The sequence below is a fragment of the Salmonella sp. 5800 genome (genome assembly GCF_046558195.1).
Lineage (GTDB): Bacteria > Pseudomonadota > Gammaproteobacteria > Enterobacterales > Enterobacteriaceae > Salmonella > Salmonella enterica.
The window spans coordinates 715,485-734,820 of the sequence record NZ_JBGDOX010000001.1; the positions used below are offsets into that span (position 1 = coordinate 715,485).

Below are 19,336 nucleotides of genomic sequence, written 5' to 3' on the forward strand. Positions count from 1 at the left end.
ATTTTTCGAGTTTGCTGACCCGGGAGTGAGTCTTGTTCCACTTTGCAAAAAACGCCGTCCACGATCAGTCACGAGGTGCGAGATGAGTGCGACTGCATCGACTGCAACCCAACCTAAACCTCTCGAGTGGCTTAATCGCCTACGCGCGAATCCCCGAATTCCGTTAATTGTAGCGGGTTCCGCTGCCGTGGCGATCGTCGTTGCGATGGTGCTGTGGGCCAAAACGCCCGATTACCGCACGCTATTTAGCAACCTTTCCGATCAGGACGGCGGCGCGATCGTCGCGCAGTTGACCCAGATGAATATCCCCTATCGCTTTGCCAATGGCAGCGGCGCGATTGAAGTGCCCGCCGACAAAGTGCATGAACTGCGTCTGCGTCTGGCGCAGCAGGGGCTGCCTAAAGGCGGCGCGGTAGGCTTTGAACTGCTTGATCAGGAAAAATTCGGTATCAGTCAGTTCAGCGAGCAGGTGAATTACCAGCGCGCGCTGGAAGGTGAACTGGCCCGGACGATCGAGACGCTGGGTCCGGTAAAAAGCGCCCGTGTTCACCTGGCGATGCCAAAGCCGTCACTATTTGTGCGGGAACAAAAATCCCCTTCCGCCTCCGTCACCGTCACACTGGAACCGGGACGGGCGCTGGATGAAGGACAAATTAGCGCCGTGGTACATCTGGTTTCCAGCGCTGTCGCCGGTTTGCCGCCAGGAAACGTCACTCTGGTCGATCAATCCGGTCATCTGCTCACGCAATCCAATACCAGCGGTCGCGACCTTAATGACGCGCAATTAAAATTTGCTAATGATGTGGAAAGCCGCATCCAACGCCGTATCGAAGCCATTCTGTCGCCTATCGTCGGGAACGGTAATGTTCACGCTCAGGTAACCGCCCAGTTGGATTTTGCCAATAAAGAACAGACGGAAGAGCACTACAGCCCGAACGGCGATGCGTCGAAGGCCACCCTGCGTTCACGTCAGTTGAATATTAGCGAACAGGTAGGCGCGGGCTATCCCGGCGGCGTGCCTGGCGCGCTGTCGAACCAACCAGCGCCGCCTAACGAGGCGCCGATCGCCACGCCGCCGACCAATCAACAAAACGCGCAGAATACGCCACAAACCAGCACCAGTACCAACAGTAACAGTGCTGGCCCGCGCAATACACAGCGTAATGAAACCAGTAACTACGAAGTGGACCGCACCATTCGTCACACCAAAATGAATGTGGGCGATATTGAGCGTCTCTCCGTGGCCGTCGTGGTGAATTACAAAACGCTGGCAGATGGCAAACCGCTGCCATTGACCGCCGATCAGATGAAACAGATCGAGGATTTAACCCGTGAAGCGATGGGTTTTTCTGATAAACGCGGCGATACGCTAAACGTGGTGAATTCACCGTTTAGCGCAGTGGATAACACCGGCGGCGAACTGCCCTTCTGGCAACAGCAGTCCTTTATCGATCAGTTGCTCGCGGCAGGTCGCTGGTTACTGGTGCTGGTGGTGGCCTGGATTCTGTGGCGCAAAGCGGTACGTCCGCAGTTGACGCGCCGTGTTGAAGAAGCGAAAGCGGCGCAGGAACAGGCGCAGGTTCGCCAGGAAACCGAAGAAGCCGTGGAAGTACGCCTTAGCAAAGACGAGCAGCTCCAGCAACGCCGGGCTAACCAGCGTCTGGGCGCTGAGGTGATGAGCCAGCGTATTCGCGAAATGTCAGACAACGATCCGCGCGTGGTGGCGCTGGTCATTCGCCAGTGGATGAGTAACGATCATGAGTAATCTTAGCGGTACCGATAAAAGCGTCATTTTGTTGATGACCATTGGCGAAGACCGGGCGGCAGAGGTGTTTAAGCACCTCTCCACCCGCGAAGTGCAGGCGCTAAGTACAGCGATGGCTAACGTGCGTCAGATCTCCAACAAACAACTGACGGACGTACTATCAGAGTTTGAGCAAGAAGCGGAGCAGTTCGCCGCGCTGAATATTAACGCCAACGAATACCTGCGCTCCGTACTGGTTAAAGCGCTGGGCGAAGAACGCGCCTCCAGCCTGCTGGAAGATATTCTGGAAACGCGCGATACCACCAGCGGTATCGAAACGCTCAACTTTATGGAACCGCAGAGCGCCGCCGACCTGATTCGCGATGAACACCCGCAGATTATCGCCACCATTCTGGTCCACCTCAAACGCAGTCAGGCCGCCGATATTCTGGCGCTGTTTGACGAACGTCTGCGTCATGATGTGATGCTGCGTATCGCGACATTTGGCGGCGTACAGCCGGCGGCGCTGGCGGAGTTGACCGAAGTGCTGAATGGCCTGCTCGACGGTCAGAACCTGAAACGCAGCAAAATGGGCGGCGTAAGAACCGCGGCGGAAATTATCAACCTGATGAAAACGCAGCAGGAAGAAGCGGTTATTACCGCTGTGCGCGAATTCGACGGCGAACTGGCGCAGAAAATCATCGACGAGATGTTCCTGTTCGAAAATCTGGTGGATGTGGACGATCGCAGTATCCAGCGTCTGTTGCAGGAAGTGGATTCCGAATCGCTGCTGATCGCTCTGAAAGGCGCCGAACCGCCATTACGCGAGAAGTTCCTGCGCAATATGTCCCAGCGCGCCGCCGATATCCTGCGCGACGACCTTGCCAACCGTGGCCCGGTTCGTCTGTCTCAGGTGGAAAACGAGCAGAAAGCAATTCTGCTTATTGTGCGTCGTCTGGCGGAAACCGGCGAAATGGTGATTGGCAGCGGCGAGGATACCTATGTCTAATGAATTGCCGTGGCAAGTCTGGACCCCCGACGATCTCGCCCCGCCGCCGGAGACGTTTGTGCCAGTTGAGGCTGATAACGTGACCTTGACAGACGATACGCCGGAGCCCGAACTCACTGCAGAACAGCAGCTGGAGCAGGAGCTGGCGCAGCTAAAAATACAGGCCCATGAACAAGGTTATAACGCCGGGCTGGCGGAGGGACGGCAAAAAGGACACGCGCAGGGATATCAGGAAGGGTTAGCGCAGGGGCTGGAGCAAGGACAAGCCCAGGCGCAGACGCAGCAGGCGCCGATTCATGCCCGTATGCAGCAGTTAGTGAGCGAGTTTCAGAACACGCTTGACGCGCTCGATAGCGTTATCGCCTCACGGCTGATGCAAATGGCCCTGGAGGCCGCACGTCAGGTCATCGGCCAAACGCCGGCGGTGGACAACTCGGCGCTGATTAAACAGATCCAACAACTGTTGCAGCAAGAGCCGCTCTTTAGCGGCAAGCCGCAATTGCGCGTGCATCCGGACGACTTACAGCGGGTGGAAGAGATGCTGGGCGCCACGCTCAGTCTTCACGGATGGCGGTTGCGCGGGGACCCAACGTTGCATCACGGCGGGTGTAAAGTCTCTGCCGATGAGGGCGATCTGGACGCCAGCGTCGCTACTCGCTGGCAAGAGTTGTGTCGCCTGGCGGCGCCGGGAGTGCTCTGATGACCACGCGTCTGACCCGCTGGCTTACCGCGCTCGACAACTTTGAAGCAAAAATGGCGTTATTGCCGGCGGTGCGTCGTTATGGACGTTTAACCCGCGCCACTGGCCTGGTACTGGAGGCCACCGGTCTCCAGCTTCCGCTGGGCGCCACCTGCATTATTGAGCGCCAGGACGGCCCTGAAACCAAAGAGGTGGAATCGGAAGTCGTCGGTTTTAACGGCCAGCGTCTGTTTTTAATGCCGCTGGAAGAGGTCGAAGGCATTCTGCCCGGTGCCCGCGTTTACGCCCGTAACGGGCATGGCGACGGTCTGCAAAGCGGCAAACAGCTACCGCTCGGCCCGGCCTTGCTTGGTCGGGTGCTGGATGGCGGCGGTAAACCGCTCGACGGACTGCCTGCGCCGGATACGCTGGAAACTGGCGCGTTAATCACGCCGCCGTTTAACCCGCTACAGCGAACGCCAATCGAACATGTGTTGGATACCGGCGTACGCGCTATCAACGCGTTGTTAACCGTAGGGCGCGGTCAGCGTATGGGACTCTTTGCTGGTTCCGGCGTCGGTAAGTCGGTTCTGCTTGGCATGATGGCGCGCTACACGCGGGCGGACGTGATTGTCGTGGGACTTATCGGCGAACGTGGCCGCGAAGTTAAAGATTTTATCGAAAATATTCTCGGCCCCGACGGTCGCGCGCGTTCGGTGGTGATTGCCGCCCCGGCGGATGTTTCGCCGCTGCTGCGAATGCAGGGCGCCGCCTATGCCACCCGCATCGCCGAAGACTTTCGCGATCGCGGACAGCATGTGTTGCTGATTATGGATTCGCTGACGCGCTATGCGATGGCACAGCGTGAAATTGCGCTGGCAATCGGCGAACCGCCAGCCACCAAAGGTTATCCGCCCTCGGTGTTCGCAAAGCTGCCGGCGCTGGTCGAACGTGCCGGTAATGGCATCCACGGCGGCGGCTCTATCACCGCGTTTTATACCGTGTTGACCGAGGGGGACGACCAACAAGATCCCATTGCCGACTCGGCACGCGCAATCCTCGACGGGCACATTGTCTTGTCCCGCCGTCTGGCGGAGGCCGGGCACTATCCGGCCATTGATATCGAGGCGTCAATCAGCCGGGCAATGACCGCGCTCATTACCGAGCAGCACTATGCGCGGGTACGGCTATTTAAACAGTTGCTTTCCAGTTTCCAGCGTAACCGCGATCTGGTCAGCGTCGGTGCCTATGCCAAAGGCAGCGATCCGATGCTCGATAAAGCCATTACCTTATGGCCGCAACTGGAAGCGTTTTTACAGCAAGGCATTTTTGAACGGGCCGACTGGGAGGACTCTCTGCAGGCGCTCGATTTAATTTTCCCGACGGTGTGATAAAGCAGGAGGGCGACGATCATGGCACAACATGGCGCTCTGGAAACACTCAAAGATCTGGCCGAAAAAGAGGTAGATGATGCGGCGCGTTTACTGGGCGAAATGCGTCGCGGCTGCCAACAGGCGGAAGAACAGCTCAAAATGCTGATCGATTATCAGAATGAGTATCGCAGTAATTTGAACACCGATATGGGCAACGGCATCGCCAGTAATCGCTGGATCAACTATCAGCAGTTTATTCAGACACTGGAAAAGGCGATAGAGCAGCATCGCCTCCAGCTTACGCAGTGGACGCAAAAAGTCGACCTGGCGCTGAAGAGCTGGCGTGAGAAAAAGCAGCGACTTCAGGCCTGGCAAACCTTACAGGACCGACAAACCGCGGCAGCGCTGTTAGCTGAAAACCGCATGGATCAGAAAAAGATGGATGAATTTGCTCAGCGTGCAGCAATGAGGAAACCCGAATGATCACCCTGCCCCAACTGATCACCACCGATACCGACATGACCGCGGGTCTGACGTCAGGAAAAACCACCGGTTCAGCCGAGGACTTTCTGGCGCTCCTGGCGGGCGCGTTAGGCGCAGACGGCGCACAGGGCAAAGACGCCCGCATCACGCTGGCCGATTTACAGGCGGCAGGCGGCAAATTATCGAAAGAGTTACTGACCCAACATGGCGAGCCGGGCCAGGCGGTGAAGCTTGCCAACCTGCTGGCGCAAAAAGCGAATGCGACGGATGAAACGCTTACCGATCTGACACAAGCGCAGCATCTACTGTCTACGCTAACGCCATCGTTGAAAACCAGCGCTCTGGCCGCACTGAGTAAGACGGCGCAGCATGACGAGAAAACGCCCGCGCTGAGCGATGAGGATCTTGCCAGTCTGAGCGCTTTATTCGCCATGCTGCCCGGACAACCTGTCGCGACGCCTGTCGCCGGAGAGACGCCGGCTGAAAATCACATCGCCTTGCCGTCACTGTTGCGCGGCGACATGCCATCGGCGCCGCAGGAAGAGACACATACGCTCTCTTTTAGCGAGCATGAAAAAGGGAAAACCGAGGCGTCGCTTGCGCGCGCCAGCGACGATCGCGCCACGGGGCCATCACTGACGCCGCTGGTGGTTGCTGCCGCCGCGACCAGCGCGAAAGTGGAGGTGGATAGCCCGCCCGCGCCAGTAACGCATGGCGCGGCAATGCCGACGCTCAGCAGCGCCACGGCGCAACCGCAACCGCTACCTGTCGCCTCAGCCCCGGTACTCAGCGCGCCGTTAGGCAGCCATGAATGGCAGCAAACGTTCAGTCAGCAGGTCATGTTATTTACGCGTCAGGGACAGCAAAGCGCGCAGCTTCGATTGCATCCGGAAGAGTTAGGTCAGGTGCATATTTCGCTCAAGCTGGATGACAATCAGGCGCAGCTCCAGATGGTATCGCCGCACAGCCATGTCCGCGCCGCGCTGGAAGCCGCCCTGCCCATGTTGCGCACTCAGTTGGCGGAAAGCGGCATTCAGTTGGGACAAAGCAGTATCAGTAGCGAAAGCTTTGCCGGACAGCAGCAGTCTTCATCGCAACAACAGTCTGCCCGCGCCCAACACCCGGACGCGTTTGGCGCTGAAGATGACATAGCGTTAGCGGCGCCGGCCTCGCTTCAGGCCGCCGCGCGCGGCAATGGCGCAGTGGATATCTTCGCCTAACGCCAGAGGTAGCATGATTATCCGCGTCTTTTCCACGCTTTGTCGTGGACAGGACACGGGATAATCAGCCAATAAGCAGTACCGAAACAGGAAGCCCGTATCAGATGACTGACTCCGCGATTAACAAAAAGAGCAAACGCTCGATTTGGATACCTTTGCTGGTGTTGATTACCCTCGCCGCCTGCGCGACCGCCGGTTATAGCTACTGGCGTATGCAGCAGCAACCGACCACGAACGCTAAAGCGGAACCGGCTCCGCCGCCCGCGCCGGTATTTTTTGCGCTGGATACGTTTACCGTCAATCTGGGCGATGCGGATCGCGTGTTGTATATCGGCGTGACCCTGCGTCTGAAAGACGAAGCGACGCGCGCGCGATTAAATGAATATCTGCCGGAAGTGCGCAGCCGTCTGCTGTTGTTGTTTTCCCGTCAGAATGCCGCCGAGCTCTCAACAGAAGCTGGCAAACAAAAACTGATTGCCGCCATTAAAGAGACGCTGGCCGCGCCGCTCGTTGCCGGACAACCAAAACAGGTCGTCACTGACGTGCTTTATACAGCTTTTATTCTGCGGTAACGATATGGGCGATAGTATTCTTTCTCAGGCTGAAATCGATGCGCTGTTGAACGGCGACAGCGACACCAAAGACGAACCCACTCCCGGTATCGCAAGCGATAGCGATATTCGCCCTTACGATCCCAATACCCAGCGTCGCGTCGTGCGTGAACGCTTGCAGGCGCTGGAGATTATTAACGAGCGTTTCGCACGCCAGTTCCGGATGGGATTATTTAACCTGCTGCGCCGCAGCCCGGATATTACCGTGGGCGCCATACGTATTCAGCCGTATCACGAATTTGCGCGTAACCTGCCGGTACCGACCAACCTGAACCTGATCCACCTGAAGCCGCTACGCGGCACCGGGCTGGTGGTGTTCTCGCCGAGTCTGGTGTTTATTGCCGTCGATAACCTGTTCGGCGGCGACGGCCGTTTTCCGACCAAAGTCGAGGGCCGCGAGTTTACCCATACGGAACAGCGGGTCATCAACCGTATGTTGAAACTGGCGCTGGAAGGCTATAGCGACGCATGGAAAGCCATTAATCCGCTGGAAGTGGAGTATGTGCGTTCCGAAATGCAGGTGAAATTTACCAATATCACCACCTCGCCGAACGATATCGTCGTCAATACGCCGTTTCATGTGGAGATCGGCAATCTGACCGGTGAATTTAACATCTGTCTGCCATTTAGCATGATCGAGCCGCTGCGTGAGCTGTTGGTGAATCCGCCGCTGGAAAACTCGCGCCATGAAGATCAGAACTGGCGTGATAACCTGGTACGCCAGGTTCAGCACTCTGAACTGGAGCTGGTAGCCAATTTTGCCGATATTCCGTTACGTCTTTCCCAGATTTTGAAGCTGAAACCCGGCGATGTACTGCCGATTGAAAAACCCGACCGCATTATTGCTCATGTGGACGGCGTTCCGGTACTCACCAGCCAATATGGCACCGTAAACGGACAGTATGCGCTACGCGTAGAACATTTGATCAACCCAATTTTGAATTCGCTGAATGAGGAACAGCCCAAATGAGTGACATGAATAATCCGTCCGATGAGAATACTGGCGCATTGGATGATCTGTGGGCTGACGCGTTAAACGAGCAAAAAGCGACCACCAATAAAAGCGCCGCCGACGCGGTTTTCCAACAGCTTGGCGGCGGCGATGTCAGCGGTGCTATGCAGGATATCGATCTGATTATGGATATCCCGGTCAAACTGACCGTAGAGCTGGGCCGCACGCGAATGACCATTAAAGAACTGCTGCGACTGACGCAGGGGTCGGTCGTCGCGCTGGACGGGCTGGCGGGCGAGCCGCTGGATATCCTGATTAATGGCTACCTGATTGCCCAGGGTGAAGTGGTCGTCGTGGCGGATAAATACGGCGTACGTATCACCGATATTATTACGCCATCCGAGCGTATGCGTCGTTTGAGTCGTTAATGATGAAGACAGAAGCCACGGTTTCTCAGCCCACCGCGCCAGCCGGATCGCCGCTCATGCAGGTGAGCGGCGCATTAATTGGCATTATTGCGCTTATTCTGGCGGCGGCCTGGGTGATTAAGCGTATGGGATTCGCGCCCAAAGGAAATAGCGTCCGGGGACTCAAGGTGTCAGCCAGCGCCTCGCTTGGCCCGCGCGAACGCGTGGTGATTGTCGAGGTCGAAAATGCTCGTCTGGTACTGGGCGTGACCGCCTCGCAGATCAACCTGCTGCACACCCTGCCGCCCGCAGAGAATGACACGGAAGCACCCGTTGCCCCACCGGCGGATTTCCAGAACATGATGAAGAACTTACTCAAGCGTTCCGGGAGATCCTGATGCGCCGTTTGTTATTCCTTTCTCTGGCGGGTCTGTGGCTTTTTAGTCCCGCCGCCGCTGCGCAACTGCCGGGGCTTATCAGCCAACCATTAGCGGGCGGAGGCCAAAGCTGGTCATTATCCGTCCAGACGCTGGTTTTCATCACCTCGCTGACGTTTCTGCCAGCGATTTTACTGATGATGACGAGCTTCACGCGTATCATCATTGTTTTTGGCCTGTTGCGTAACGCGCTGGGCACGCCCTCGGCACCGCCAAATCAGGTGTTACTCGGACTGGCGTTGTTTTTGACCTTTTTTATTATGTCGCCCGTCATTGACAAGATTTACGTGGACGCTTACCAGCCGTTTAGCGAGCAGAAAATTTCTATGCAGGAAGCGCTGGACAAAGGCGCGCAACCGTTACGCGCGTTCATGCTGCGCCAAACCCGCGAAGCCGATCTGGCGCTGTTTGCCCGTCTGGCCAATAGCGGTCCGTTACAGGGACCGGAAGCAGTACCGATGCGTATCCTCCTGCCCGCTTATGTCACCAGCGAATTAAAGACGGCGTTTCAGATCGGTTTTACGATTTTTATCCCTTTTTTGATTATCGACCTGGTGATCGCCAGCGTATTGATGGCGTTGGGGATGATGATGGTGCCGCCAGCGACAATCGCCCTACCGTTTAAGCTGATGCTGTTTGTGCTGGTCGATGGTTGGCAATTGCTTGTGGGGTCGCTGGCCCAAAGCTTTTACAGTTAGAGGCGCAAAATGACTCCTGAATCCGTCATGATGATGGGCACCGAGGCGATGAAAGTCGCTCTCGCCCTGGCTGCGCCGCTGTTACTCGTCGCGCTGATTACCGGCCTCATTATCAGCATCTTGCAGGCCGCGACTCAGATTAATGAAATGACGCTGTCGTTTATCCCTAAAATCGTCGCGGTATTCATCGCAATTATCGTTGCCGGCCCGTGGATGCTCAACCTGCTGCTGGATTACGTGCGCACTCTGTTCAGCAATTTACCTTATATCATCGGATAAACAGAACGATGATCCAGGTTACAAGCGAGCAATGGCTATACTGGCTGCATCTCTATTTCTGGCCTTTGCTGCGCGTACTGGCGCTGATTTCAACGGCGCCCATTCTCAGCGAGCGCGCTATTCCCAAGCGGGTAAAACTGGGGTTGGGAATAATGATTACCCTTGTTATCGCGCCGTCGCTACCGGCAAACGATACGCCGCTTTTTTCTATTGCCGCCTTATGGCTGGCGATGCAACAAATTCTGATCGGTATTGCGCTGGGATTTACCATGCAATTCGCCTTTGCGGCGGTGCGTACCGCAGGTGAGTTTATCGGTCTGCAAATGGGGCTTTCCTTTGCCACCTTCGTCGACCCGGGCAGCCACCTGAATATGCCGGTTCTGGCGCGTATTATGGATATGCTCGCCATGCTACTGTTTCTCACCTTTAATGGCCATTTGTGGCTTATTTCGCTGCTGGTCGATACCTTCCACACTCTGCCCATCGGGAGTAACCCGGTGAACAGTAATGCATTTATGGCGCTCGCCAGGGCCGGAGGGCTCATTTTCTTAAACGGACTGATGCTGGCATTGCCGGTCATTACCCTCCTGCTTACGCTCAACCTGGCGCTGGGGCTATTAAACCGCATGGCGCCGCAGCTCTCGATATTTGTTATCGGTTTCCCGCTTACCCTCACCGTCGGCATTATGCTGATGGCCGCGCTAATGCCATTAATTGCGCCGTTTTGCGAACATTTATTCAGCGAAATTTTCAATTTGCTTGCTGATATTGTTAGCGAGATGCCGATAAATAATAACCCATAATTTTTATCCTGTTTTACTAAGGTTTATCCGAAAATAAATTTTAAAAAACATTCACCAGGATATATCCGCTGCCCCTTATTTGTTTTTACTTCACTCACATAACGCAACATTCACTTTACTTTAAGATGATTCCTGGCAAATTATATGTAACTTTACGGGATAGTAAGTTCGCCTGAAAAACCGCGTAAGCGTTGTCTAAGGTGACTATTCGTGTTCCGTCTGATTATGGTGAGTTATTCAGGTAAGGGGAATTATCGTTACGCATTGAGTGAGGGTATGCCATGTCAACGATTATTATGGATTTATGCAGTTACACCCGGCTAGGGTTAAGCGGGTATCTGGTCAGCAGAGGGGTGAAAAAAAGGGAAATCAACGACATCGAAACCGTTGACGAACTCGCTATCGCTTGTGGCGCGCATCAGCCTTCGGTGGTGTTTATTAATGAGGACTGTTTCATTCATACGCCTTCAGACAGTCAACAAATAAAGCAAATCATTAATCAACATCCTGACACTTTATTTATTGTTTTTATGGCAATTGCTAATGTGCATTTTGATGAATATTTATTAGTAAGAAAAAACTTATTGATTAGCTCAAAATCGATTAAACCTGACTCGCTGGATATCATTCTTGGCGATATTCTGAAAAAAGAGTCGGGTATTTCAGGAACCATAAATTTACCAACATTGTCGTTAAGTCGAACTGAATCCAGCATGTTGCGAATGTGGATGGAAGGTCAGGGAACCATTCAGATTTCTGACAGAATGAATATTAAAGCAAAAACAGTATCCTCCCATAAGGGGAATATAAAAAGAAAGATAAAAACGCATAATAAACAAGTGATCTATCACGTAGTACGGCTGACAGATAACGTCACTAACGGCATTTTTGTTAACATGCGCTGAGACATCCGGACTGGCAATGTACCTCCAGTCCGGCTCAATTAGTCCTGCTCCGCCTTCTCGACAAAAATACCATCCTGGTGACCTGACTCATTGAAGAACCAGATGCCGAGCGGGTAATCCTCCAGCGAAACCAGGTACATTGTGCCTTCACTAAATTCTTCCACTGCCAGTACCACGCCCGGTCGGCGGGGACCGCCGTCCGTTTTAACGGTTACCCGATCATTCACCTTCATCATTTTCCTCCTGTCGCTTTGTGCCAGTGTAGAACAATTTTCTGCGTCTGACAGCGCCTTGCCGGCGTGTTTGCTGGTTTTCTCAACGGTCTATACTTAGGCTGTCAGGAACCCGTGAGGTAGTGAAGATGAAAACGGCAAAAGAGTACAGTGATACGGCCAAGCGCGAAGTGAGCGTCGATGTAGATGCGCTACTGGCGGCCATCAATGAAATCAGCGAAAGCGAGGTTCACCGTAGCCAGGAAGATCCTGAGCGGGTGAGCGTAGACGGACGGGAATATCATACATGGCATGAATTAGCTGAAGCATTCGAGCTGGATATTCATGATTTTAGTGTAACAGAAGTAAACCGTTAAAAATGGCCGAAAAAAATCCCGGCCCTACGGGTCGGGATCAAACTTGCTTATGCAAGAAGCACTTGAAAATTCGTTACACCAGGAAATCTGATGTGAGATTTACCTTATCTGCAATTTTTTTGCATGACAAGTAAATATTTTTTACATGAATGATTAAGCGCGCTAATAGTTCGGTAGCAAAAGTGTGACAACGCATGTGCTGCCTGGAAGCGACGGGATCGGTTCCAGTTAGCGTTCGACTTCTTTCGGGTGTGCTTTAGGACTTTTCCTGGAAATAAGCCCGCCGTTGCAACGGAAAATGAGGAAAAAATGCTCTCAATCCATGACCCCTTGCTGATTTTTACCGATCTGGACGGCACATTGCTGAACAGCCACACGTTTGAGTGGCAGCCCGCGGCCCCCTGGCTTACACGCCTGCATGAAAGCGGCGTGCCCGTGATCCTCTGTAGCAGTAAAACCGCGGCTGAAATGCTCCAGCTCCAGACGACGTTAAATCTACAGGGACTGCCGCTGATTGCGGAAAACGGCGCGGTGATCCAACTGGACGTTCATTGGGAAGACCATCCCAACTATCCCCGTCTGATAGCCGGTATTTCTCACAACGAAATCCGCCTCGTCCTGCATAAATTGCGTGAAAAGGAACAGTTTAAGTTCACCACGTTTGATGACGTTGACGATCAGGTGATAAGCGAATGGACGGGCCTAAACCGGGCACAGTCTGCCCTAACCCGTCTGCATGAAGCGTCGGTGTCGCTGATCTGGCGCGATAGCGATGAACGCATGGCGCAGTTTGTCGCCCATTTAAATGACCTGGGACTGCAATTTGTCCATGGCGCCCGTTTCTGGCATGTGCTGGACGCCTCCGCCGGTAAAGATCAGGCTGCTAACTGGCTGATAGAAGCATATCGTCGCCAGTGGCGCGCGCGTCCTCTAACGTTGGGGTTAGGAGACGGCCCCAATGATGCGCCCTTACTGGATATGATGGATTATGCGGTTGTCGTTAAAGGGCTAAACCGGGAGGGCGTACATTTGCGTAACGACGATCCTCAGCGCGTCTACCGTAGCCAGAACGAAGGGCCGGATGGCTGGCGCGAAGGAATGGACTATTTCTTTTCCCGCTCCTGAGTCGCGTCGCTGGCGCAAATACGGTTACGTCCGGACTGTTTGGCGTAATAAAGCCGTTTGTCGGCCAGCGACTGCAACTGCTCAAAATCATAGTCGCCGTATTCCTCCGCGCTACTGATCCCCATTGACGCGCTGATACGAAGCGTCGTGCTTTTCGTCACCAGAATCTCTTTGTCATTAATGCGCTGGCGTATGCGTTCGGCAATCTGCAGCGCCTGCGCTTTCGTCGCGCCGGGCAGCACGATACAAAACTCTTCGCCCCCTACCCGTCCGGCGATGTCGTGCGCTCGAATGGTGCTGCCAATGAGCCCAGCGGCATGGGACAACACGCGATCGCCTGCCTGATGACCAAAGCGATCGTTAACGCTTTTAAAATAATCTAAATCCAGCTGTATCACAGAAAATGGCTGGCGGGCTTCCCGGTAGCGCTTTGCCAGCCTGGACGCTTTTTCAAACAGCGCGCCACGGTTATATAGCCGGGTCAGCGGATCGTGCCATGCCTGCCATTGCAGCGAATTTTGCAGAACAAACATGTTTTTGACCATATGTCGAATAACGCCCCAAGAGATCAACAGCATCGCCGTAAAAAGCACCCATAACAGCGTCAGCGCGATACTAATACTGCCAAAATTCCCTTGGATGCCTTCACGTAGTGTATGCACGCGCAGCAGGACGCCATCAAAATGATCCAGCCGCTCCCAGCTTACATAATGCGTTCCTAAACGCAGCCCGCCCAGGGTATCTTTTTCTATTTCACGCGCCAGTAAGGCGCGCTCACGGTCATTTAACGTATTCGCGGTTTGTTGTTCCGGCGCGGAGTCCGTCAACAAACGGAGATGGTTATCGTATAGCTGATATTCCCCTTCAATATCCTTTTCGGCCGCATCGCGCAGGAACCGCTGTAATGACGCGACGGGAATATCCATTGCCAGTACGCCATACCAGTAATTATCGTGATCCAGCGGTAGACTGGCTGTCACTTTTTTCTGCTCGTCAGCAACATAGGGCTGTGCGGAGGTAAACCACCGCACGCCGCGCTGTGGGTTACGCCGTTGGCTTTGCTCGATAAACCAGGGCTGGGTCACGTACTGATAGTAACGGGAGACAATATCGCTACCGTACGCCGTAGGGAGAGTTGAGAGGTAAAACCCTGAGCGAGAAACATACATCGTCTCCAGCGTCAGCATGGCGGATGAGCGCGCCAGACGCGCCAGATACCCTAACTCCAGCGTGGCGGTCAATTCATTTGCCAGGTCACGACTCTCCCGCGAAAGAAGCGTCGTCCGGGCGACAAATTGATCGGAAACGCCATATAACGGCAATGTCCGCCGCTTATCCAGCTCCAGTTGCCAGAAATGTCTGACGCGTCGTTGCTCAAACTGCGTCACCGCGCTTTGCAATGCGGAAAAAGCCAGCGGCGCCACCAGCGCTTCATGCATACCGTTGCGTAAAAAGATCAACCTGTCCATGTTGAATTGCAGTTGGCGGTCAAGGACATTCGCGACGCTCCCCAGATGATTGCGCTGACTGGCGACATACGCGTCTTTCAGTATCATCACTTCCCGCCAGGTAAGTAGCGTCGAGAACAGCATCACGATCAGAAAACAGGTGTTGACGACATGACCGGGACCAAAACGCCGCGCCAGCTTTTTAAACCAGCCTTGATTATCTAACAGTGTTTCGTGCGGCACCCTGGTAACTCCTGGTTATTGATACAACGCCCCCTGATGGCTTACGGTAGCCAGACCTCATCAAGGGATACCACTCAATCCTGGCATAACCAGGTAGCAGCATGTCGCAGCGCGACGACTCTTTTTCTCCACAGCAAAACGCCCGGCATTAACCGGGCGTTTTGTCATCGGGCTTCGTCCCGCACGCGCCTTTCCTTGCCTGGCACGAGCTCATTCTCATGGAATGCCTCCCGCTTTACGCCAAAACCATCATACCAGCGACACTCTACCATTCCGCTGGAATAACCGGTGACGATCATCCGGGGCCCACCCTCTTTCACGGTAACTTCCTCACTGACAGAAAAGACCATACCTGCCTCCTGTATCAGATGAAACGTTTTCACCTTAGACGAGGATGGGCAATTTTGCATAATTCATTGTAGAAAATCAGTGCGAAACACCGCGAATTTTCGCCACACCTTTCACCAGCGCCACCACAATGGCGCCGATAATAAAGCCGAGCACCAGATTCAGCCCCGCAGGGATCGTATGCGCCATGAAAGCCCCCTGCTGCTGCGCAAAATGTTCAATGGCATGGTGTAGCGGCGCAATACCGTGTACGACAATCCCGCCGCCAACCAGAAACATCGCCAGCGTACCGACAATGGATAATGCTTTCATTAACCAGGGCGCGATAATCAGCAATCCTTTACCGACGCCCTGCGCCAGCACGCTACGCTTTTCCGCCAGCCAGTACCCCATATCATCCAGTTTGACAATAATACCCACCAGGCCATACACGCCAATGGTCACAATCAACGCAATCCCCGCCAGTACCAACACCTGATTAAGCAGCGGCGCCTGCGCGACAATCCCCAGGGTAATGGCCACAATTTCAGCGGAAAGAATGAAATCGGTACGGACCGCCCCTTTTACTTTATCTTTTTCAAAGGCCAAAGGATCTTGCGCAGCCAGCGCCTCAAGACGTTTTTGCCGCTCCGCCGGGTCTTCTTTGTGTTTTCGCGCCTCAAAGGTATGCAGGACTTTTTCTACCCCTTCAAAGCAGAGAAACGCGCCGCCTAACATTAATAAAGGCGTGATGGCCCACGGGATAAATGCGCTTATCAGCAGCGCCAACGGCACCAGAATAACCTTGTTGATTAATGATCCTTTCGCCACGCTCCATACCACTGGCAGCTCGCGATTAGCGCGAACGCCGGTCACCTGCTGCGCATTGAGCGACAGGTCGTCCCCCAGTACGCCCGCGGTTTTTTTCGCGGCCAATTTGCCCATTACCGAAATATCGTCCAGCAGCGTGGCGATATCGTCGAGTAATGTCAGTAAGCTACTTCCTGCCAAAATGATTTCCTCGGTCTTTTCTTCTAAGACGTTAAGTATGTAGCAAAACGCGCAATGCCGAAACCGGCGGCGCGGGTCAACGCCTTTTTATTCCAAAAGGACAATTATAATGCTCGCCAGCATAATAATTTTGACGTTTACTATATCCACCCTTTTTATTTCACCGTGAGTGATTATGCGTTTCCGGCAGTTATTACCTCTTTTTGGCGCGCTTTTTGCCTTGTACATCATTTGGGGGTCTACCTATTTTGTTATCCGCATAGGCGTTGAAAGCTGGCCGCCGCTGATGATGGCAGGCGTACGTTTTCTCTCGGCGGGGATGTTGCTCATGGCGTTTTTGCTGCTGCGCGGCGAAAAACTTCCGCCGCTGCGCCAGACCATCAACGCCGCGCTGATTGGTCTACTGCTGCTGGCGGTGGGTAACGGCCTGGTGACGGTGGCGGAGCATCAAAACGTGCCATCGGGCATTGCTGCCGTCGTGGTCGCCACTGTCCCGCTATTTACGCTGTGCTTTAGCTACTTTTTTGGTATTAAAACGCGCAAATTAGAATGGGTGGGGATTGCCATTGGACTTGCCGGGATTATTCTGCTGAACAGCGGCGGCAACTTAAGCGGCAATCCGTGGGGCGCGATTTTGATCCTGATAGGTTCGATGAGCTGGGCATTTGGTTCCGTTTACGGCTCGCGCATCGCCCTCCCTGTGGGCATGATGGCGGGTGCGATTGAAATGCTGGCGGCGGGCGTGGTATTGCTTTGCGCGGCATTTCTTTCCGGCGAAAAGCTCGCCACGCTGCCTGGCTTATCGGGGTTTATGGCCGTCGGCTACCTGGCGTTGTTCGGTTCTATTATCGCCATTAATGCCTATATGTACCTGATTCGCAACGTCAGTCCGGCGCTGGCGACCAGCTACGCCTATGTGAATCCGGTTGTCGCCGTGTTGCTTGGCACTGGCCTGGGCGGTGAGAGGTTATCGCCCGTTGAATGGGCCGCGCTGGGTGTGATTGTGTTTGCCGTAGTGCTGGTGACTCTGGGTAAGTACCTGTTTCCCGCCAGGGCGGTGGTCACGCCGTGTAAAACGGAAGATTCACGCAAGTAGATGAATCCCCTGGGTGTCGATCTGCGCGCTGGCGCCGCCGCCGCAGATCCACTCTTCCAGGCGCTCCGCCAACGCCGCGTCGCTCAATTTCGCTCGTCCGCGCAAGGCACACTCCCAGACGATCAGTACCCGCCAGCCAAGCGCCTGTAAACGCTGAATATCGCGCTCATCGCGCTCAACGTTCTTACCGATTTTTTCCAGCCAGAAAGCCGTTCGCGTGGCCGGTACTTTGAACAGATAACAGTGGTGATGATGCCAAAAGCAGCCGTGAGTAAAAATCACACAATCATAGTCATTCACCACAAAGTCCGGCTTGCCCGGTAATGTCGCGTCCTGAGTATGAAACGTAATCCCCTGCGCGCTTAACAGGCCAGCAAGACGTTTTTCAATAGCCGTATCGCGGGTCGCTATCGCGCGCATATTTTTACTGCGCGTGGCTTTATCGTGAACGTCCGCCATCTACCGTCTCTCTCTGACGCAGCGTCACCGCCTGGTGAATTTTGGGTTCCAGCAGCTTTGCTACCGCGGCAAATACCGGCACCACCACGGAGTTGCCAAACTGGCGATAGGCCTGCGTATCCGAGACAGGTATCCTGAACTGGTACGTTTGCGGCGCCTCAAATCCCATTAAACGCGCGCACTCTCTCGGCGTGAGTCGGCGGGGACGATGTTGTTGGTTGCCAGCATCGTCGAAATTCACTTCGCCTTTCGCCATATCCCAACCACGATCGATCAGAATTTCGGCGCCATCTTTGTAGTAGCGAGCAGATAACGTGCGCGCCACACTTTCCGGATTGTCAGGGTAAACCATGCCATAGCCAAAACCGTTTCCCCGCGCCTGGTGCTTTTTCGCGTAGCGATATAAATATTTCCACAGCACCGGCGTCAGGATATATTTGGCTTCGACGACGGGCTCCAGCAGTTCTGCCAGCGTCGGACGGCGCGGTGGATAACAGCGGGCGATATTGCGTAACGTAAAATCGGTTTTCAGGTTTAAATCGCGACGGAATCCCACCAACACAATACGTTCCCGATGCTGAGGAAGAAAGTGCTGCCCGTCGATAATTTTCGGATCGTCCGGGCCATTGTCAGCGGCATCCGCCACGTCATATCCCAGTTCATCGAGCGTTTGCATAATAATGCGGAAGGTGTTGCCCTGGTCGTGACTTTTAAGGTTTTTCACGTTTTCCAGCACAAACAGCGCGGGGCGGCGAGCGTCGATAATTCTTACGACATCAAAAAATAACGTCCCCTGAGTCTCGCAGGCAAAGCCGTGGGCGCGGCCCAGCGCATTTTTCTTGGAAACGCCCGCCAGAGAAAATGGCTGACAGGGAAAGCCCGCCAGCAGGACATCATGTTGCGGAATATGCTGGCGAATGTGTTCCGCCACCTCATCATCGCTGACCCCTTCCCGGTGGCTCAATGTGATATCGCGGATATCTTCATTAAAGCGATGTTGCAGCGGATCGCAAAAATAGTTCGCTTTATATGTCCGTACCGCGTGCTTATTCCATTCGCTGGTAAACACGCACTGTCCGCCTATCGCTTCAAATCCGCGGCGAATGCCGCCGATGCCCGCGAAGAGATCGATAAAACGAAAGGCGTAATGCGGATGATGCGCTGGCGGCGTCGGCAACCCTGTTTTAAGACAGGTGAGCTCATTGTCGCTCAAGCGATGCCATGCCGCGTTCATCATTACGCGCTTGAAGATGGCCGGGCTCCAGTGCTGCTCGCCCAGGCCGTTAAGGTGCGCCACCAGCGTTTTAACATCATAGATTTCCAGCAATTGACTCAGCATCGCCTGGATCTCGCTTCCGGCGTCGTCGGCGATGAGGTTCCGGGCGTGCGTTACTGAAATATTTTCCTGCATACATTTAACCGGCCAAAAATAATTGCC

Annotated in this window: 23 protein-coding genes; 17 read left to right on the plus strand and 6 right to left on the minus strand. The window is 54.4% G+C overall.

The genetic code is table 11. The annotated features are described in order from the left end of the window. The first annotated feature begins 82 nt into the window (after positions 1-82). The 14 genes from fliF to rcsA all read left to right on the plus strand — a co-directional run bounded on the left by fliF (position 83) and on the right by rcsA (position 11,600). Positions 83-1,765, plus strand: coding sequence for a flagellar basal-body MS-ring/collar protein FliF (gene fliF, locus ACLJZ5_RS03625; RefSeq protein WP_001276832.1), 1,683 nt, complete (start codon positions 83-85; stop codon positions 1,763-1,765). Further along, positions 1,758-2,753: a flagellar motor switch protein FliG gene (gene fliG, locus ACLJZ5_RS03630; protein WP_000067735.1), complete on the plus strand. Its 996-nt coding sequence runs from the start codon at positions 1,758-1,760 to the stop codon at positions 2,751-2,753. The genes fliF and fliG overlap by 8 nt, the downstream gene beginning before the upstream one ends. Then, a complete protein-coding gene (fliH, locus tag ACLJZ5_RS03635; RefSeq protein ID WP_000064158.1) occupies positions 2,746-3,453 on the plus strand; it encodes a flagellar assembly protein FliH in 708 nt (235 codons plus the stop codon). The genes fliG and fliH overlap by 8 nt, the downstream gene beginning before the upstream one ends. Next, positions 3,453-4,823 (plus strand): flagellar protein export ATPase FliI, encoded by a 1,371-nt coding sequence (fliI, locus tag ACLJZ5_RS03640; protein ID WP_000213257.1) that lies wholly within the window; start codon positions 3,453-3,455, stop codon positions 4,821-4,823. The genes fliH and fliI overlap by 1 nt, the downstream gene beginning before the upstream one ends. A gap of 21 nt (positions 4,824-4,844) precedes the next feature. Next, on the plus strand, positions 4,845-5,288 hold the full coding sequence (gene fliJ, locus ACLJZ5_RS03645) for a flagellar export protein FliJ (RefSeq protein ID WP_000046981.1): 444 nt from the start codon (positions 4,845-4,847) through the stop codon (positions 5,286-5,288). After that, positions 5,285-6,508: a flagellar hook length control protein FliK gene (gene fliK / locus ACLJZ5_RS03650; protein WP_024797737.1), complete on the plus strand. Its 1,224-nt coding sequence runs from the start codon at positions 5,285-5,287 to the stop codon at positions 6,506-6,508. The genes fliJ and fliK overlap by 4 nt, the downstream gene beginning before the upstream one ends. Positions 6,509-6,612: 104 nt before the next feature. Next, positions 6,613-7,080, plus strand: a complete 468-nt coding sequence (gene fliL / locus ACLJZ5_RS03655) for a flagellar basal body-associated protein FliL (RefSeq protein ID WP_000132169.1) — start codon at positions 6,613-6,615, stop codon at positions 7,078-7,080. A 4-nt stretch (positions 7,081-7,084) separates the two neighbouring features. Next, on the plus strand, positions 7,085-8,089 hold the full coding sequence (gene fliM, locus ACLJZ5_RS03660) for a flagellar motor switch protein FliM (protein ID WP_000502811.1): 1,005 nt from the start codon (positions 7,085-7,087) through the stop codon (positions 8,087-8,089). After that, complete coding sequence (gene fliN / locus ACLJZ5_RS03665; RefSeq protein ID WP_001282111.1) at positions 8,086-8,499, plus strand: flagellar motor switch protein FliN; 414 nt, start codon at positions 8,086-8,088, stop codon at positions 8,497-8,499. The genes fliM and fliN overlap by 4 nt, the downstream gene beginning before the upstream one ends. Beyond that, positions 8,499-8,876 carry a flagellar biosynthetic protein FliO gene (fliO, locus tag ACLJZ5_RS03670; RefSeq protein ID WP_001648874.1) on the plus strand — a complete coding sequence of 126 codons (378 nt, stop codon included), beginning with the start codon at positions 8,499-8,501 and terminating at the stop codon, positions 8,874-8,876. Before fliN ends, fliO begins: the two co-directional genes overlap by 1 nt. Continuing rightward, on the plus strand, positions 8,876-9,613 hold the full coding sequence (gene fliP / locus ACLJZ5_RS03675; protein ID WP_001253411.1) for a flagellar type III secretion system pore protein FliP: 738 nt from the start codon (positions 8,876-8,878) through the stop codon (positions 9,611-9,613). The genes fliO and fliP overlap by 1 nt, the downstream gene beginning before the upstream one ends. 9 nt (positions 9,614-9,622) lie before the next feature. After that, a complete protein-coding gene (fliQ, locus tag ACLJZ5_RS03680) occupies positions 9,623-9,892 on the plus strand; it encodes a flagellar biosynthesis protein FliQ (protein WP_000187355.1) in 270 nt (89 codons plus the stop codon). A gap of 8 nt (positions 9,893-9,900) precedes the next feature. Continuing rightward, entirely contained in the window at positions 9,901-10,695 is a 795-nt protein-coding gene (gene fliR, locus ACLJZ5_RS03685) for a flagellar biosynthetic protein FliR (protein ID WP_000616953.1), read from the plus strand. 281 nt (positions 10,696-10,976) lie between these two features. Then, complete coding sequence (gene rcsA / locus ACLJZ5_RS03690) at positions 10,977-11,600, plus strand: transcriptional regulator RcsA (RefSeq protein ID WP_024797736.1); 624 nt, start codon at positions 10,977-10,979, stop codon at positions 11,598-11,600. A 38-nt stretch (positions 11,601-11,638) separates the two neighbouring features. On the opposite strand, the gene dsrB is transcribed toward rcsA, so the two are convergent. After that, complete coding sequence (dsrB, locus tag ACLJZ5_RS03695) at positions 11,639-11,833, minus strand: protein DsrB (protein ID WP_000867218.1); 195 nt, start codon at positions 11,831-11,833, stop codon at positions 11,639-11,641. Positions 11,834-11,961: 128 nt separating this feature from the next. On the opposite strand from dsrB, the gene yodD reads away from it, so the two are divergent. Then, complete coding sequence (yodD, locus tag ACLJZ5_RS03700) at positions 11,962-12,189, plus strand: YodD family peroxide/acid resistance protein (protein ID WP_000844798.1); 228 nt, start codon at positions 11,962-11,964, stop codon at positions 12,187-12,189. Between the two features lie 309 nt (positions 12,190-12,498). Beyond that, positions 12,499-13,314, plus strand: coding sequence for a mannosyl-3-phosphoglycerate phosphatase-related protein (locus ACLJZ5_RS03705; RefSeq protein WP_024797735.1), 816 nt, complete (start codon positions 12,499-12,501; stop codon positions 13,312-13,314). Here the strand turns inward: ACLJZ5_RS03705 and dgcQ are convergent. From dgcQ to ACLJZ5_RS03720, 3 genes are all read right to left on the minus strand, one after another. After that, the gene (gene dgcQ, locus ACLJZ5_RS03710; protein ID WP_001119828.1) at positions 13,293-15,005 is read right to left on the minus strand and encodes a cellulose biosynthesis regulator diguanylate cyclase DgcQ; all 1,713 of its coding nucleotides are present in this window, start codon (positions 15,003-15,005) and stop codon (positions 13,293-13,295) included. The genes ACLJZ5_RS03705 and dgcQ overlap by 22 nt on opposite strands. 164 nt (positions 15,006-15,169) lie before the next feature. After that, the gene (locus ACLJZ5_RS03715) at positions 15,170-15,355 is read right to left on the minus strand and encodes a YodC family protein (protein WP_000232161.1); all 186 of its coding nucleotides are present in this window, start codon (positions 15,353-15,355) and stop codon (positions 15,170-15,172) included. Positions 15,356-15,431: 76 nt separating this feature from the next. Further along, positions 15,432-16,349: a DUF808 domain-containing protein gene (locus tag ACLJZ5_RS03720; protein WP_086013476.1), complete on the minus strand. Its 918-nt coding sequence runs from the start codon at positions 16,347-16,349 to the stop codon at positions 15,432-15,434. Positions 16,350-16,518: 169 nt separating this feature from the next. On the opposite strand from ACLJZ5_RS03720, the gene yedA reads away from it, so the two are divergent. Then, the gene (gene yedA, locus ACLJZ5_RS03725) at positions 16,519-17,439 is read left to right on the plus strand and encodes a drug/metabolite exporter YedA (protein ID WP_024798554.1); all 921 of its coding nucleotides are present in this window, start codon (positions 16,519-16,521) and stop codon (positions 17,437-17,439) included. On the opposite strand, the gene ACLJZ5_RS03730 is transcribed toward yedA, so the two are convergent. Continuing rightward, the gene (locus tag ACLJZ5_RS03730; protein WP_000785978.1) at positions 17,428-17,898 is read right to left on the minus strand and encodes a very short patch repair endonuclease; all 471 of its coding nucleotides are present in this window, start codon (positions 17,896-17,898) and stop codon (positions 17,428-17,430) included. The genes yedA and ACLJZ5_RS03730 overlap by 12 nt on opposite strands. Beyond that, positions 17,879-19,309 carry a DNA cytosine methyltransferase gene (locus ACLJZ5_RS03735; RefSeq protein ID WP_410958873.1) on the minus strand — a complete coding sequence of 477 codons (1,431 nt, stop codon included), beginning with the start codon at positions 19,307-19,309 and terminating at the stop codon, positions 17,879-17,881. The genes ACLJZ5_RS03730 and ACLJZ5_RS03735 overlap by 20 nt, the downstream gene beginning before the upstream one ends. Positions 19,310-19,336: the final 27 nt, after the last annotated feature.